Genomic DNA, 15,429 nt, shown 5'->3' on the forward strand with positions numbered 1-15,429 from the left:
TCGGAGTCCCCCGCAATCGGCCGTGTCAACAGCTCTTTTGAACCTGGTTTCCCAGGTGGGACCCTAGCGGCCGCTTCAGGCTTCCTGCTTCAAGGCAGGCTTGCTCACCACAGCCGGGGGCGGCTCCCTTTTTTTGAGTGTTGGCTCAAAAAATTACCGTCAATCACGCACCGCGCAGGGGACACCTTTCGTTAAACTGTCCGATCGATGGCCTTAAGCAACTTTTCGGCCTTTTCCTCCAGTTCTTTTATTGTCTGGTCTTTGACCTGTCTATATTGAAACATTTCGTCCGTAATGTTCAAGAGAGTCAAAATCACGAGATCGATGGTGGAAACAACCTTAGTATGACGCTGAACCTCATCGGCTCTTTCGTTGATGAAATCAGCGAGCCTCTGAACGTATTTTTTGTTTCCATGCCCCCGTATGTTGTACTCTCGGCCGAACAACCGGACTTTCACCGCTTCGGTCACTTGCACCGAGTCGTGCTCAGACGCCAAGGCCTCGTTAGAGCGATGATCTGTCAGGTAAACGCCTCCAGCTTTTCGATGATTCTGTCGAGCTTGCCTTTGGCCGACTTGTGGTCTTTTTGGAGTTTCTTGAGAGTGCGGTCCAGTTCGCCGATTCTTCTGTCTCTCAGCTCCAGCTCCTTGCCGAAGCGTTCCTGTTCTTTCTTGGATTGATCGTTTTGTTCGATCAAATGCATGATCTTCTCTTCGAGAAGAGCAAGCTTATCGGAATCCATCACCGGTCTCCATATCGGTATTTTGAGATCCTCTTTGATTATATTTCTTTAGCTATAGGTGTCAAGATATATCTTGAAGCCGCTTTGCTCGCGTTCCGGAAAACACTTGCCGACAAAACTGATAAACCTGAAGCTGCATTCCGCAACGCAACTCGGCCTCGCGATAGATTTCAGAGCCCTAACCCCCTGTCAATATCTTAATACTTCCGTTTGTGGCTGCACGAACCAAGGGTACTATAGAAATAGAATGGTTTCTTGTAGATAATGCGTCTCGATCGGTCACGCCTTCGGCTCGCTGTCAGGGAACGAGCGGGAATCTTCAAGCTTCCGAATTTTTCTACAGAAAGTGTTTCGGCTCAAGCCAAGTCGTTTCGCGGCCTGCAGCTTGTTTCCTCGGCTACGCTCAAGCACCTTGATAATCAAACGCTTCTCCACCTCACCCATTATCAGTGGATGAATTCCTTCCACATTGTTGTCCACCAGAAACTCCACCAGCAGGTCGATTGAATCCCCGATGTTGGCCTTGAGAACGGGATGAGTGCCACGGCTTTGCTTCGGCTGGTCCGGCGCAGCGGCTTGCGTCCCTGGTTCCTTATCCTGTCTTTTCATAACATCGCGACCTCTTGTAAAAATCTGGACCATAGCTGTCAGGTCGGACGGCCTGTGAAGCGAACTGTGAACCGAAACCCTGTCTCGACCGTCCAATTGATTCCGAGCAAGGCCCTGGAAATTTCCGCCCCGCTTTGACCATTTCGCGCTACCAGCCCCAGCGGTGGAAAATGGTCTTGAAACGATCTTGCTCGGGTGAACACACGGATGTTGAACTTCAGGTCCCCTTGTCGCGATCTTCATCAGATCGCTTAGCCCCTTGGCCTTTTCGCAATGGGTACATTTTCTGTTTTGCACGCGATATGGCTAAGGTGTTCGGCGGGACATCCCTGGTAATCGTACTGCCTGCTCCAATCAAGCTACCCGCCCCGATTTCCACCGGAGCAACGAACTGAACATCCGATCCCACGAAGCATCCGTCCCGGATCGTGGTGGTATGCTTCCGTTGTCCGTCGTAGTTGCAGGTGATTGTGCCGCAGCCTATGTTGACGTCTTTACCTATTATGCTGTCACCAAGATACGTAAGATGGGCCGCCTTGGTGCCGTCCCCCACCACGGTTTTCTTGACTTCCACAAAATTCCCGATTCGGGCTCGCTTTCCTATTCTAGCCTCCGGTCTCAGGTTGGCCATCGGCCCGACGGAGGTATCATCTTGCACCACGGCCCTATCCAATCTGGACCCCTGCAGGACCGTAACGCGATCACCCAGCTTGGAATTCATGATGTACACCCCGGACTCGATGACACAGTCTCTGCCTATGTCCGTCCTTCCCGACAGGGTTACTCCGGGGTGAATCACGCTGTCAGAGCCGATCGTGACATCAGAGTCAACGTAGACTGATGCAGGATCGAGCAGAGTGACTCCTGAATTCATCAGCTCTTCCCGAAGCCTTGCCCAGATTATGTTTGAGACCCCAGCCAAATCCGAACGGGTGTTGACTCCGGAGGCCTCTCGCGCGTCTTTCAGGGGAAAAGCGTACACGGATACTGACTCTCGGACTGCTCCTTCAATTATATCGGTGAGGTAATATTCCCCTTGGGAGTTGTTTGCGCTTATTTTTTCCAACAGAGCATAGAGGAGTTCACTATCAACAATATACAAACCGGTATTAATTTCTTTGACGGCCAGTTCTGACGCGTCCGCGTCTCTTTGTTCGACGATGCGTTCCACCAGGCCGGATTCATTGCGAATGATTCTACCATAGCCCGCCGGGTCTTCCATCAGGGCCGTCATAACTGTCAGACGGCTGGCATTCGCCTCATGCATGTCCAGGAATTCTCGGATCGTGGCAGGCTGAATAAGCGGGATATCGCCACATAGGATAAAGATATCACCTGCGAAACCTTGGAACAAATCCTTCGCCGCCAAAACCGCGTGGCCGGTTCCCAACTGCGGTTCCTGCACAACGAACTCGACTGCCCTCGCTTCAGCCGCTTTCCTTACCCCGTCGGCCTGATGCCCCACGACTACGACTATTTTTTGAAAGCCAGCTCCATGAACCGCATCCATCACATAAGAAATCATTGGTCGCCCGGCCACGGGATGAAGAACCTTGCATAGGCCTGACTTCATACGTGTGCCCTTCCCCGCAGCCAATATGAGAGCAGCATATTGTTTCATGATGGCATAAATTCACTCGCCGGTCGTCGAACCCAGCAAATTTATCCCTTTGCATCGGTGCTGTCAAGGTGCTTTTCGGCTTGCGGCGGCCGGATGCGTGAGAACGCAACTCACGAACAGCATTCGTGGAAGTTTTTCCATAAACTTTCCCGCTGAAATGTGGACTGTGTTAATGTTTTTTGTGGGCGCACTTACCAGAGCAGTGTTTGAGCAAGGACTTTCCGGCTGTTCTCGGAAGTTCCGTCCGCATGAAATAGCATGCTGTACAAGCAGGCAGTGGCGCCCACCGGTCACACGGGCATCGCTTTCGAGAATCGCTGGAAACCGATTTGCCATCAAGCGCTGAACCTGAAGACGAAGAAGCACGGACCCGCTTGTGAAGGTCCGTGGCACCCAATACAGAAGGCATAGCTTGACAGACAGGGCTCCATAGTTGTTCCCGAAAGCTCTTCCCGAATCAGGTCGTCCAGCGTTGACGGCGGACTCGCGAGTTAATCCGCGTTTACTTTCGAGGACTACTATTGAAGGAGAGGCTTGAATATGGGGCGGCAGTTCAAGGTAGCGGTTCTTGGATCAGCCGATGTGGCCGAGGATTCGGCTCAGGGCCGAAGGGCTTTCATCGTCGGACGTGAGGTTGCCTCCCGGAAAGGTGTTCTTCTGACAGGAGGATGCGGTGGCCTTCCACATGCCGCGGCACTGGGGGCAAGGGCCGCGGCGGGCATAACTGTGGCGATCTCTCCTGCAATGAACAGGGAAGAACACGTGGCCAAATACCGCTATCCTGTGGACAGTGATATCATCCTATTTACAGGAATGGAGCGCAAAGGCCGCAATGTAATTCTGGTCAGGAGCGCGGATGCCGCCGTCTTTGCGGGCGGTGGCATGGGAACCTTAAACGAGTTTACAATCGCTTTCGACGAGTTGGGGCCAACCTGCGCAATTGGCGTCCTTGAGCATAGCGACGGAATTTCGGATGAACTGGCCGGATTGGCAACTTTGGTGGGCCGATCCCCGGCCGCGCCTCTGATAGTAGAATCAGACCCTGAAAAACTGGTAGAAATGCTCTTCTCGCATCTGCACGGTCTGTAAGGGCCGTATTTCGAATTGCTTGATTTTTCAATGATCTGGCACCGATAAGCCTTGACCCCAGCGCAGGAATCTGATAAGCAAAACGTGAGTCACTGTTGGAAAAAATATTTCATTCTCTTTTCTTAAAAAGTGGGGACAGGTATGGAAGGCTCTAGGATTGTCAGAAGGTCTGGTGTGTCCGCTCCACCCGCCAATAGCGAACTTGAGCACATGCAGAAAAAAGCCGAAGCAGTTCGAACCTCTCGCAGCTGGGAGTGCTTACCCCATGCTGCATTCGCGCATTTGGCCGGTTCTGTACAGCCTGGCTTGGGCTCCGGGGTTGCCGGTTCGCGTGGCCTGGTGAGGTTCGCTGCGATGGTACTGTTCGTTCTGATCCCGTTGTGGACCTGTTCGCCTGCGCTATCTCAAATGACGCCTGACCTGAAAGAAGCGCTCGAGCTTCATAAGGCCGGGAAGGTTAACGAGGCCGTCGATGTCTATTCCGATGTAATAAAGAAGAACCCGCGCGCTGCGGAGGCACTCAACTGGAGAGGTATGGCTTATGACGACCTGGGGCAATTAGACAACGCGCTTAAGGATTTCAGTGCTTCAATCGATCTGAGTTCAAACTATGCAGACGCTTATAACAATAGAGGAGAAATCTATCGCAAGCAGAAGAAGTACGCGGAGGCCCTCGCGGACTACAAGAAGGCCGCGTCGCTGGAGAAAGGATTCGCGGAAGCTCATTACAATATGGCCCTGATCCACGAACTTCAGCAGCGTAAAGAACAGGCGGCGGCGGAATACGGGATTTATTTGAGGCTCAAACCGGACGCGCCTGACAAGCAGCAGGTTGTGGGGAAAATCCAGGGGCTGAGACAAGAGATGGCACAAGCCCGAGCTACTGCCGGCCAGCCGCCCGCCGCGGGCCAACCTCCGGCTCCTGGCCAGCCGCCGACACCTCCCGGCCCCCCTGCGCCCGGGCAGGTAAAGCCGGGAGAGCCCAAGCCTGGAGTAAAGGCCGTTCCTCCCAAGGTCGGCGTACCGGCCATGCCGCAGCAGCCACCGGGATTAGACCTGGGAATTCCGGGAATGCCCTCGCTTCCTATTCCCTCCGACATAGATGCATTTATTGCGAGCATGAACATTGTCTCGATGATCATTTCGTTTGTGCTCTACGTCTTCACTGCGGTGATGTTCTATCTCATAGCCACTAAGACCGGTACCGGTTTGCCGTGGCTGGCTTTTGTCCCGTTGGCCAACATCTTCCTGATGGTGCAAATTGCCAAAAAGCCACTCTGGTGGCTGGCCTTGTTGTTCCTCCCTGTGGTTGCGCCACTCCTGGCTCTGGTCGCGATCGTAGATCCCACAGGAGGGATCATCGTCGGGGTGCTTGGCATAGCGCTGGTTCTGGTTTGTATTGCAGCTTGGCTGCTTGTATGCATCGGCATAGCCCAGGCCCGAGGCAAGTCCGCAATCTGGGGCATATTGCTTTTCATCCCGTGTACCAGCTTAATAGCCCTGGCGTACCTGGGACTCTCGAAATAACAGGCCGGTTAAACGGCGTTCGCTACTGGTATAGCTATTTTTGAGAATTATTTTTGATTGGGAATCCGAACGTCATTCGAGCGTAAGCCGGAATCCGAAAGGAACTGGGTCCCGGCTTGCGCCGGGACGCCGGAATTGCGGTGTCCGGAAAGAATTTTAGAGAAATGCTATATGAAGGTTATCAGTCCAGGGGCATGAGCGGCTGCCTCCTCCCGACCAATGGCATTCCCGATGCGGGAGCCTGACCTACCGCCGGATTGCTTCCGCCTCGACCATGTGCTCGACACGGAGCCTGTGATTGACTCCGAAGGATGGATGCCCATCCAAGAAGCTGAGCGCGTCGGCGGGTCTTTCAAATTCGTTTCCTCCCGAAAAGCAACCTTCAGAGGCCGTACTCTCACGGCGGATCTTTCTCGATTCAACGGTCTTTCCTTATTAGCAGCCAATTTCGGTCAAAGCCCCCTGCTGGTGGGGATTAAGCTTGTGCATGGCCACGGCCACGGCCGCGACCTTCCTCCGGTTTCTCTTTCGGGAGGTCGAGAGGAACTTGCGCCAGGCGAACGAAGAGAGTTGGAATTTCCTCACGAGGCCTTCGGGGTCTACGGCTTTCCTGTAGGATGGTCGCATATACGAGAAGTGGAAGTGACCTTCAGCGTGGAACGCTGTTACCCTATTCCGGGATCAATCCAGGTATCCATTGGGCCTCTGCAAGCGCGAATTCGTAAAATCCCGGTAGGGCCTCGACTGAGCCGAGAGGGCCTCAAAGGCCTATTAACCAAAGACGTCCCCGGGGTGACCTCCTTTTTCGACCGTTCGGGTGGAGACGCGGGAAATGTCGGCATAGAGACCCAAAAGGAAGCTACTTGGTATCCATATGCCCCTGCCAATCCGGGGCTTCTCATACCGCCGCCACACACCTACCCCAAAGATCGTGCTGAAGAAATACTCGATGGACGAATCATGGGCAGCAGGATCGGCCACCCTGTTGATTGGGACGCCAATCCGTCGGGTGAGCTGGAATGGCGCCATTTCTTGCATCGGCATCACTTCATGAGAGAACTCGTCAAGGAATTTGCCAATTCAGGCCACGATCGCTACGCAAAAGCGCTGGACGGCATGATTTCAAGCTGGATCCACGCAAACCCGGTTCCAGTAGGCTCCAATGGGGGAGCAGGGCCGTCTTGGGAAACTCTTTCAGCAGCGTGGCGCTTACGAGAATGGCTGTGGGTAGCGGGAATTGCATGGCCCAACGAGTATTTCGGACAGGACACCAAAATAAATATGATGTGCTCCGTGTGGGAACATGCACGGAGTCTCGTGGACCATAGAGGGCATCCCAACAACTGGATTATCGTGGAGTCAGCCGCTTTGGCGCTGGCAGGCCTTTGTTTTCCGGAGTTTAAGGAAGCGAGCCAATGGTTAAAAATCGGTCTTGAAAGGCTTCGGGATGAGTTTCGCAGGCAGTTTTTCTCAGACGGAGTCCACTTCGAGATTTCTCCCTTGTACCACGCAATCTGCGTGCATGCGCTGCTGGAGGTCAAACAAGCGGCTGAGGCAAAAGGAGTGGAACTCCCGGAGGAGTTTTATTCTCCGCTGGAGAAATGTTTTGAATATCTAGTAGGCCTTCGCAGACCGGACTTTACCTGGCCTTCCATTAACGATTCCGGTGGGGTGACGAGTGACTACACTGCTTTGCTGGGTCTTGCGGGCCAAGTGTTTCATCGTCCCGATTTTGTTTGGGTCGGCTCCCGCGGAGCCTGTGGCGCCGCGGCTGAGAAGGCCTCTCGGTTTTTTCCCCACGCGGGCATAGCGGCCATGCGTTCCGATCATTCCGAGGATGCGAACCTACTCATGTTCAGAGCAGGCCCTCCAGGTGCATCTCATGTTCACAACGACTCGCTCTCGCTGGATGTGACCGCACTGGGTGTTCCGAGACTTGCGGACCCCGGCATTACATCTTACGCGCCCGGCCCGATGACGGATTACTACCGTTCTGCTTGGGCACACAATATGTTTCTTATCGACGGGAAGGAGTTTGACCGATCAGGGTTTGGGTTCCACGAGAAGATAAAGCCCGCGGGAGAAGATTTTCATTGGAAATGCCTGGATGATCTCGAAGTAGCCACAGGCATTTGCAGAGGATGGGGTTCGGACGGTGGCCAAGCTCAGCGGTCGGGTCTTCTTGCTCGCACGGTGGTTTTCGTCCGCCGCGAATACTGGGTAGTCCGGGACGTGGCCTTTGGAGAGGGCTCCCATGAGATTACCGCATGCTGGCAGTTCTTTCCGGGACCGGTGGAGGTGGACAGCAAGACTCACGTTGCCGTTTGCTTGGGCCCGCAAGGCCAGGGATTTGAATTGATTCCTGTGCCTGAACAGGAAGAGTTCCGGACCGAAATTGTTGCGGGATCTCTACACCCCCCAGGCGGGTGGGTCTCCTTGAATGGGGCCGACGTGCCGGCTACAGCGTTCCGACATACCGTTCGAGCGCCGCTTCCCAGGACTATGATCTGGCTTTTGCTCCCGTTTTCCGGTACGCCTCGTTCAGGAGTGACAGTGAACAGGATAGACAGCGGAGGAGGAGACATTCTCGTCGAAATAACCCTTCAAGGTCGCGAAACAGGTTCTTTAGCCTTTCCGTCCCCACCGGCAGATTGTGCGGGAATTACGGCTGAACAGATGCACGCGGGGATAGCCTTGCAAGGCCGCGACTATTAGGAATTGCGTTATGCTCTTGGGACCGCTCGAACTCACCGGATACCATAAACCTGTCATGGCCTGGCTACCCGTCGCAGCGGCAATTTCGCGCGGCATCGTGGGCCGATTTAGATAACTTGGTGGGCGTCGCTGACCTCACCTCCCGCTCGGGCAACGCAGGAAGCCACACTACGGAGGATCCTGATTGACCAGGCCAACAGGGTCCAGTATACTGAAATAAATTACGAGTCGGGGGAATTGCTTCAGTTTTTGTCTGTCAATCAAGGGATGCCGCGCTTCCTGAGGACTTACGGGTCGCCGACAAACCATTTTTGGATTTCAGGAAGCCCCGAAGATAGTTGGCCACGGGAGAGCGAATAATCAACTTGCAATGTTAGCGTGTGGAGAGACAGCGGCTCTTTGTAGGAGAAACGCAATGAATACCTACGATGTCCTCCTGATTTTGGGCGGGATTTGCGGAATAATCATGGTATTGGGCGGAATCATCCTTTTGTACAAGGGAGCGATATCCTTGAAGGAGCGTTCGCAGGCGAAGGCCATGACCTTGGAGTTCCGTAACATGTTCAAAATGACCACCCAATATCCGGCGCTGGGGCTCTTCCTCATAGGCCTTGCGTTCATAGGGCTGGCCCTCTATGCAGGCAGTCGTGATGCTACATTTCCAGTGACAATAGAAGGAAAGGTTACGGGCGATAGCCCACCGGACATTGCATTAGTCGTAATCCCCCATCAAAACTGGACAGAATTTGTGAATCCGAAGAACGGGGAGTTCACTGCCAAGATGTCTCCGTTTGCCACACCGCTGAGGATCATGTTCAGCTCCAACGAACGAGAGTCTTGCTACAGGACCATAGGCGTCAGCGATCTGAAGAAAGGGGTCATAAGATTTGAGGCCCTGTCACTGCCGAAAGCCAGCCCCCCCGAGGAAGCGGCGCCAAGCCGGTAGGAATAGTCAACCGCGCCGGTCTGTGCATATCCACCCTACTGCCGGAGGGGTAACTATGAAAAGAACGCTTCGTATTGTCGTGTCCGGACTTGTCTTTGTAGCTTTCTTCACATTAGGGGTGTCGTACGTCCATGCCGCATCGCTCAGGGGCCAAATCGTGGACTCTCAGAATAGGCCGATGCGAGGACTGATGATTTCGCTGGTAAGTCCGATTCCTCATATTGGTACCTTAGGTCCGGTGGTGACCACATCCGAGGGCTTCTTCCTTTTTCCTGTGGTGGAAAGAAGAGGGGACCAGCCGTACGAGCTTCAGGTGTACTGGGGTGCCAAGCGCCTGCACACCCAGAGAGTCCTCATAAACACGGATATTGATGTCGGGACAATACGGGTTCGATGAGCATTGGCTTTATATACCGGTTCTCGAAAGTTATCACTAATTGGCTAGCGGATGCCTCTGCCAGCTTCATCTTGACTCGCCCCGTAAATTGCGGAGGCCAATAGGCCGCCCTACATTTGTAGTCCCAGGCTTGGCGTCATCTCCCGTAGGGCGGCCTATTGGCCTCCGTTGACCCATGCACCACTGTGGCTTCATTCCGGCGAGAACTTTCGAGAACCACTATAGAATAAGGTTTACCGGTTGCCACGAAGCCGGTGTCCCGCAAGGACACCCTGATAGTAGCCGGGTAATTTATCGCCCGGTAAGTGGCACAAGATAGTCTCTCGCGTCCCGGAGTGGCGCATGGGAACCGGAGAGATTATCCGCCACAACTCCTTCCCCTTGTGTCATCAGCTCCCGGCCGGCATTGCCATGCCCATCACAAGCAGAGCGAGGCCTCCCAACAGAAGGCCGCAGCAGGCTATCACCGGAAGCAAGACAGCCACAATGGCCTTTCCCGTGCTCGTCTCATGGATCTCGCGCACAGCCACTATGGTGAGATAGATTCTCCAAAACGCGGCGATCCAGGTTCCTATGACGGGAATCACGTTGAGAAGACTGGGGCCGGAACTATAACACGCGATTCGGAACGTGGCCTCAAAATCCTCCTTTGCAGCCCCCACCAACACTATGCAAACATGAAGGATCAGCGCGCCCGCAACCAATGAGAAGAAGACCAGCAGGGGGACCAGGCCTCCCAGCAGTATGGCTGCGGATCCGCTGGGCTTTACCTGCGAAAACCACTGATTCCCAAACGCGAAACTCCAAAGGTAGCCGCCGTACGTGCCCACCGTTTCTACAAGCATCCCGTAAAGCAGCGGAACCAACAGCCCTCCGGAACGCGGCAGTTTCGAGAAAAAGAGCCGCGGTGAAAACAGACTTTGCTTTAGAGTCAATCGAAGCCCGTTGAGAAAACCGAGCCTTTCATAATCTTCCCACGGACAATATGTCTCGCGGACAGGAAGCTCCTGTTCCGATTCAAGTTTAGGGGGTTCGTCTCCGGGACCGGAGGATGGAGCAAAGTGCTCCGTACCGGAATCAGACTTTTCGAGACTCCCTCCGCAAAAGGAGCAAAATTTCTGGCCGTAAACGGGGGCAATCTCTCGGCCGCAATTAGGGCACTCCACAGCCATCTCCTTTCTCAATGCCGACCTTATGGGGCAAAATCCAGCAATACTTTACAGTATGTTGGCTGCAATCCAGTCCTCCGACGCCACTTGGGTCACTCGTATTCGGTGCTCCTCACCGGCGGGGTCGCGCATTACAATCCATTCTCCGCGGGACAATTCTTTGGCATAGCGCCGAATTATGGATCCGATGACAGTCGCTTCCGAGAGTTCAGGCCGTCCCACAGCCAGCACAAGGGGACCCGGGAAATCGAGCGGGGCGAACATCACCCCTGCCCGCTCGAGGTTCTGCAGACGCTTGTTTTCCGCATCGTTCCGTCCGACCACTATTTTCAAGCCGGATCTGAGCTTGATGTGGCGACCCACGCGCAGCAATTCCAAATCCTCAGGGGTGACCTCTTCTTTCTCGTCCAGGAGGTCGCGCAAGCGTCGAGAGAAGACCTTTTCCGTTAGCAGGCAGCCGCCCGCCGGAGGAGAGTAACCGACAAGTCCCAGTTCGGAAGCCATTCGAAGCTGAACTTTTCGTCCCCTTCCGGCCACTTCCAGCAGTTGTTCTCGATCAACTATTCCGTTCATTTCCGGCTGTGTTGGGGGCAATACCTTCGCTGAGAGCGGCCGGAGTACTATTCCAAGACATGCGGATTGCTTGTCGATGAGCCGCATGGCGTCTCTGCGCTGGGACATCGGCCGTTGCCCGACAACTTCGCCGGTAACCATGAAGGTTGCCCCAATTTCTTTCATAAATTCTCGCGCTTTTATGAAGGTGTAAATGCGGCAGTCAATACAGGGGTTCAGGTTCTTTCCGTGTCCGTAACGAGGATTCCGGATTAAATCAATAAAGTCTTTTCCTTTTGGGATGACCACGAGCGGGACGCCGAGTTGTCGCGACAGGACCTTTACCGGTGAATCCTCGCTCGTCGGGTCCAAAGGCGAAAAAAAGGAAGGAAAGTGCAGGGCAGTGACATCTATCCCCTGCCGTTTCATGAGGTAAATAGCGAGGGCCGAATCGAGCCCTCCGGAGAGCAGTCCTACAGCCTTACTATTCAGGAGGGGTGTCTCACTGACAGCACAGACCGGCTGTGGAATTGGCAAGTTATGTTTCAAGTTGCTGGTACGCTCTCTCAAGGTGTTGAAGACCGCCAAAAATAATGTCTGAAATGAAGAGGCCCTCGCTGGAGACTGTCCAGCGCGGAACGCGGGATTGCTCGTACTATGCAGACACGCGGAAGGCCCGTCCCATCATTGTCCGGTCGGACTCACATGTGTCCCGAACCGGCAATTAGCAGAAGTCTTGGCAAATGTTACGGCGGGCCTGCTTTCACGCAGGTGACATCGAGTACTATTAGGCTAGGCGACAGGGACTGCCGTAACTCTGCATAAAAAGCTGAATTCTAGAAAACGTCCGCCGAGAACACATATATCTTCGCGTCTCTGTCCTTCCATGCGTCCCTTGGCAGCCCCGCCTTTCGGCAGGTTTCCTCGAGAAAGGTCATCCTGTCCCAATTCCTCTCCGTGGCAACCTGGGGAAGAAGAAGGCCCGAGAAAAATCCTTTCCGAATCATAAGCCCGTGGCGCCCCACTTGTACCTCTTCGGGGTTGCTGATCTCTTCCATAGGAGTCAGCACCGAGATCTCCAGATTCAAATAAGGAAGTTCCTCTTCCGTCACGGCCCGGAATCGCGGATCTCGGAAGGCCGCAGCTTGAGCCATCTCTTCAACGGTTTTGTACAACGGATCGCTCGCGTCAAGGGAACCGATGCAACCTCGGAGCATGCCCTGTTTATAGATGCAGACAAAGGCCCCCCTTCCTTCAGCCAGCTTTTCCGTTAATGGCGAAGTATCAGGCAGTGATTTGCCTTGGCAGCGGGACTCAATGACTGTCCGGGCTATACGATGAAGCTCCTGTTTTTCCCTGTCGGTCAATCCGAGGTCCACGCCCACCTGCTTCTTGTTGGGTGACATCTGGCTCTCCCTCCCGGCATCACGTCCCACTGCGCGCGGATTGGTACGGTTTCACAAGAACCGCCGCCTATTTGGTCTCAGCATTCGGGCAATTGCTGTCGAGCCTCAGGGAAAGAGCGGTAACCCTGCAAGGCCGGCTGTCTCTGCTAGACCGAGCACTATGTTCATATTCTGCACGGCCGCGCCGGAAGCGCCCTTGACCAGATTGTCAATTGCCGCCATGGCAATCACCAGGCCGGTGCGCTCATCCAGTTCCACGGCAATATGACACTGGTTGGAACCGCGAACCTGCGCCGTGTCCGGAAAAACACCGGGGGACAGGACCCGAATAAACGGCTCTGAGGCATAGTAATCGTTATAGGCCTGCCGCAGTTTCTCGACTGTTATGCTTGCCTTCAAAGGAAGATACATGGTCGAAACGATCCCGCGACTGATCGGTAAAAGATGCGGAGTAAAGCGCACGAGGACACGCTCCCCCGCTAAACCGCTAAGCTCCTGCTCCATCTCGGATATGTGCCTGTGACCTGTCACAGCGTAAGGCTTGAAGCCCTCGCCGGCTTCACAGAAACTGGTGTTCAGCTTGGCTCCGCGTCCAGCCCCTGAAATCCCGGATTTTGAATCCACTACCGGTCTCGTAGTATCAACCTCTGTCAAGTTTACAAGAGGGGCCAACCCCAAAATGACAGATGTAGGATAGCACCCCGGATTGGCAACCAGATCGGTTTGCCGAATTTCCTCGCGGTGAATCTCCGGGAGACCGTAAACCGCATGTTGCATGAGTTCCGGATCGCAATGAGGGCCGTACCACTCCGCATACATGCTCGGGTCGCGCAATCGGCAATCCGCTGAAAGGTCAATCACCTTAAGACCGGCTTCCAGCACAGGCCTAATTACTCCCGCGGCTTGGCCGTGGGGAAGAGCCAGGAACGCCACATCGCCTTCAGGGTCCTTCTTCAGTTCATCCGCCGAGCGCAAGACGAAATCCCGTTGCGCATCAACGGATGGGAAAAGCTCGGAAACTCTTTTCCCTTCCCAGTTGCGAGAACTCCCGCCCGTTACCGCTACATCCGGGTGAGATGCGAGGATGCGCATCAGTTCTATGCCCGTGTAACCAGTTGCACCGAAAACAAGCGCTCGTATCATTCAATCTTTCCTGGAGTCAAAACGCGAGCACAGCCCGCAGATCAGGGTTCCAGCCGATAATTCGGGGCCTCTTTGGTGATCACAACGTCGTGCACATGGGATTCTTTTAGCCCCGCGGCCGTGATCCGGATGAAATTTGCCTTTGCCCTAAGGTCGTCCAGATTGCGCGCCCCCAGGTATCCCATGCCCGCTTTGAGACCACCGATGAGCTGATTGACAGAATCCGCCACAGGGCCTCTTGCCGGAACCATTCCCACTATCCCTTCGGGAACGAGCTTATTCTCCGTCACCCCTTCATGCTGGCCGTATCTGTCACGGGACCCTTCCCGCATGGCCTCCAGCGACCCCATTCCCCTGTATGACTTGTATGAGCGGCCTTGATACAAAACCGTTTCTCCGGGGCTTTCATCCGTTCCGGCCAGGAGACTCCCAATCATCACCGTGTGAGCGCCGGCAGCAAGGGCCTTGGTAATGTCGCCCGAATACTTGATGCCTCCGTCGGATATGAGCGGTACTCCGAGGCGAGCAGAGGCCTTTGCGCAATCCACAATAGCGCTGATTTGAGGGACGCCCACCCCGGCCACTATCCTGGTGGTGCAAATGGATCCCGGTCCCACGCCGACCTTGACGCCGTCAGCCCCTGCTTTTGCCAAATCCACCACCGCTTCTTTCGTGGCCACATTTCCGCCGATAACTTGAATATTGCCAAAATTCTTCTTCAGATCGCGGACCGTCTCCAGGACATTCTTGGAGTGCCCATGTGACGTGTCGACGACGATCACGTCAACGCCCCTCTTTATAAGCGCCTCGACGCGCTCTTCCTTGTCAGGGCCCACGCCCACGCCGGCTCCCACTCGGAGGCGTCCCAATGAATCTTTCGAGGAATTGGGAAACATAATGGCTTTCTGTATATCTTTTATGGTGATCAGCCCTTTCAGGCGATTCTTTTTGTCAACCACCAGGAGCTTTTCAATGCGGTGCTTGTGCAGCAAAGCCTTCGATTCCTCAATCCCTATCTTCTCGTCAACCGTGATGAGGTCCTCGCACGTCATAACTTCTTCGACCTTCAGATCCAGGTCTTCGACGAAGCGCAGGTCCCGATTCGTGAGGATACCTCTCAGGTAGCCGTTTACAGTGACCGGAACACCCGAAATATGGTACTTCCTCATAATTTGAAGGGCATCCGCGATCTTCTGATCAGGATTGATAGTGATAGGGTCTACAATCATTCCTGATTCCGAGCGCTTGACTCGATCAACCTCTCTCGCTTGTTCCTCGATACTAAGGTTGCGGTGAACAATGCCTATTCCACCTTGCCGAGCCAGACTTATAGCCATCTCGGACTCGGTGACAGTGTCCATGGCCGCGCTTACGAGCGGTATATTCAGGACGATTTCACGCGTCAGCCTGGTCTGAACGTCCGATTCCGAGGGTAAGATTTCTGAATAACATGGGGTCAGAATTACATCATCAAAGGTTAGAGATTCCTTGATCACCATTCGACGGTCTCCAT

The 15,429-nt window shown here is 54.3% G+C and carries 14 protein-coding genes and 1 other RNA gene; 5 read left to right on the forward strand and 10 right to left on the reverse strand.

The annotated features are described in order from the left end of the window. Positions 1–3: 3 nt before the first annotated feature. From ssrS to glmU, 5 genes are all read right to left on the reverse strand, one after another. Positions 4–184, reverse strand: a non-coding RNA gene (ssrS, locus tag HY913_22460) — 6S RNA. Between the two features lie 7 nt (positions 185–191). Next, complete coding sequence (locus HY913_22465; GenBank protein ID MBI4966060.1) at positions 192–476, reverse strand: cell division protein ZapA; 285 nt, start codon at positions 474–476, stop codon at positions 192–194. 44 nt (positions 477–520) lie between these two features. Beyond that, entirely contained in the window at positions 521–742 is a 222-nt protein-coding gene (locus HY913_22470) for a hypothetical protein (protein ID MBI4966061.1), read from the reverse strand. A 279-nt stretch (positions 743–1,021) separates the two neighbouring features. Further along, positions 1,022–1,351 (reverse strand): hypothetical protein, encoded by a 330-nt coding sequence (locus tag HY913_22475; protein ID MBI4966062.1) that lies wholly within the window; start codon positions 1,349–1,351, stop codon positions 1,022–1,024. A gap of 217 nt (positions 1,352–1,568) precedes the next feature. After that, positions 1,569–2,972 (reverse strand): bifunctional UDP-N-acetylglucosamine diphosphorylase/glucosamine-1-phosphate N-acetyltransferase GlmU, encoded by a 1,404-nt coding sequence (gene glmU, locus HY913_22480; GenBank protein MBI4966063.1) that lies wholly within the window; start codon positions 2,970–2,972, stop codon positions 1,569–1,571. A 540-nt stretch (positions 2,973–3,512) separates the two neighbouring features. Between glmU and HY913_22485 the strand changes: the two genes are divergently transcribed. The 5 genes from HY913_22485 to HY913_22505 all read left to right on the forward strand — a co-directional run bounded on the left by HY913_22485 (position 3,513) and on the right by HY913_22505 (position 9,646). Further along, positions 3,513–4,061 carry an LOG family protein gene (locus tag HY913_22485; GenBank protein ID MBI4966064.1) on the forward strand — a complete coding sequence of 183 codons (549 nt, stop codon included), beginning with the start codon at positions 3,513–3,515 and terminating at the stop codon, positions 4,059–4,061. Between the two features lie 354 nt (positions 4,062–4,415). Further along, positions 4,416–5,588, forward strand: a complete 1,173-nt coding sequence (locus HY913_22490; protein ID MBI4966065.1) for a tetratricopeptide repeat protein — start codon at positions 4,416–4,418, stop codon at positions 5,586–5,588. 315 nt (positions 5,589–5,903) lie between these two features. Further along, on the forward strand, positions 5,904–8,303 hold the full coding sequence (locus HY913_22495) for an alginate lyase family protein (protein ID MBI4966066.1): 2,400 nt from the start codon (positions 5,904–5,906) through the stop codon (positions 8,301–8,303). 415 nt (positions 8,304–8,718) lie between these two features. Next, positions 8,719–9,249, forward strand: a complete 531-nt coding sequence (locus tag HY913_22500) for a hypothetical protein (GenBank protein ID MBI4966067.1) — start codon at positions 8,719–8,721, stop codon at positions 9,247–9,249. A 55-nt stretch (positions 9,250–9,304) separates the two neighbouring features. Beyond that, positions 9,305–9,646: a hypothetical protein gene (locus HY913_22505; GenBank protein ID MBI4966068.1), complete on the forward strand. Its 342-nt coding sequence runs from the start codon at positions 9,305–9,307 to the stop codon at positions 9,644–9,646. Between the two features lie 389 nt (positions 9,647–10,035). On the opposite strand, the gene HY913_22510 is transcribed toward HY913_22505, so the two are convergent. The 5 genes from HY913_22510 to guaB all read right to left on the reverse strand — a co-directional run bounded on the left by HY913_22510 (position 10,036) and on the right by guaB (position 15,415). Further along, positions 10,036–10,830, reverse strand: a complete 795-nt coding sequence (locus HY913_22510) for a YIP1 family protein (protein ID MBI4966069.1) — start codon at positions 10,828–10,830, stop codon at positions 10,036–10,038. A gap of 33 nt (positions 10,831–10,863) precedes the next feature. Further along, positions 10,864–11,904 carry a hypothetical protein gene (locus HY913_22515; GenBank protein ID MBI4966070.1) on the reverse strand — a complete coding sequence of 347 codons (1,041 nt, stop codon included), beginning with the start codon at positions 11,902–11,904 and terminating at the stop codon, positions 10,864–10,866. A 299-nt stretch (positions 11,905–12,203) separates the two neighbouring features. Beyond that, positions 12,204–12,773: an AmmeMemoRadiSam system protein A gene (amrA, locus tag HY913_22520; GenBank protein MBI4966071.1), complete on the reverse strand. Its 570-nt coding sequence runs from the start codon at positions 12,771–12,773 to the stop codon at positions 12,204–12,206. Between the two features lie 105 nt (positions 12,774–12,878). Beyond that, the gene (locus HY913_22525; protein ID MBI4966072.1) at positions 12,879–13,916 is read right to left on the reverse strand and encodes an N-acetyl-gamma-glutamyl-phosphate reductase; all 1,038 of its coding nucleotides are present in this window, start codon (positions 13,914–13,916) and stop codon (positions 12,879–12,881) included. A 41-nt stretch (positions 13,917–13,957) separates the two neighbouring features. Further along, positions 13,958–15,415: an IMP dehydrogenase gene (gene guaB, locus HY913_22530; GenBank protein ID MBI4966073.1), complete on the reverse strand. Its 1,458-nt coding sequence runs from the start codon at positions 15,413–15,415 to the stop codon at positions 13,958–13,960. Positions 15,416–15,429 lie beyond the last annotated feature (14 nt).

This window comes from Desulfomonile tiedjei (assembly GCA_016212925.1).
Taxonomy (GTDB): Bacteria; Desulfobacterota; Desulfomonilia; order Desulfomonilales; family Desulfomonilaceae; genus JACRDF01.

Excerpts from the sequence above, each read along its gene's own strand:
- HY913_22470 (MBI4966061.1), bottom strand. The coding sequence starts at position 742 with ATGGATTCCGATAAGCTTGCTCTTCTCGAAGAGAAGATCATGCATTTG.
- HY913_22475 (MBI4966062.1), bottom strand. The coding sequence starts at position 1,351 with ATGAAAAGACAGGATAAGGAACCAGGGACGCAAGCCGCTGCGCCGGAC.
- glmU (MBI4966063.1), bottom strand. The coding sequence starts at position 2,972 with ATGAAACAATATGCTGCTCTCATATTGGCTGCGGGGAAGGGCACACGT.
- HY913_22485 (MBI4966064.1), top strand. The coding sequence starts at position 3,513 with ATGGGGCGGCAGTTCAAGGTAGCGGTTCTTGGATCAGCCGATGTGGCC.
- HY913_22490 (MBI4966065.1), top strand. The coding sequence starts at position 4,416 with ATGGTACTGTTCGTTCTGATCCCGTTGTGGACCTGTTCGCCTGCGCTA.
- HY913_22495 (MBI4966066.1), top strand. The coding sequence starts at position 5,904 with ATGCCCATCCAAGAAGCTGAGCGCGTCGGCGGGTCTTTCAAATTCGTT.
- HY913_22500 (MBI4966067.1), top strand. The coding sequence starts at position 8,719 with ATGAATACCTACGATGTCCTCCTGATTTTGGGCGGGATTTGCGGAATA.
- HY913_22505 (MBI4966068.1), top strand. The coding sequence starts at position 9,305 with ATGAAAAGAACGCTTCGTATTGTCGTGTCCGGACTTGTCTTTGTAGCT.
- amrA (MBI4966071.1), bottom strand. The coding sequence starts at position 12,773 with ATGTCACCCAACAAGAAGCAGGTGGGCGTGGACCTCGGATTGACCGAC.
- HY913_22525 (MBI4966072.1), bottom strand. The coding sequence starts at position 13,916 with ATGATACGAGCGCTTGTTTTCGGTGCAACTGGTTACACGGGCATAGAA.
- guaB (MBI4966073.1), bottom strand. The coding sequence starts at position 15,415 with ATGGTGATCAAGGAATCTCTAACCTTTGATGATGTAATTCTGACCCCA.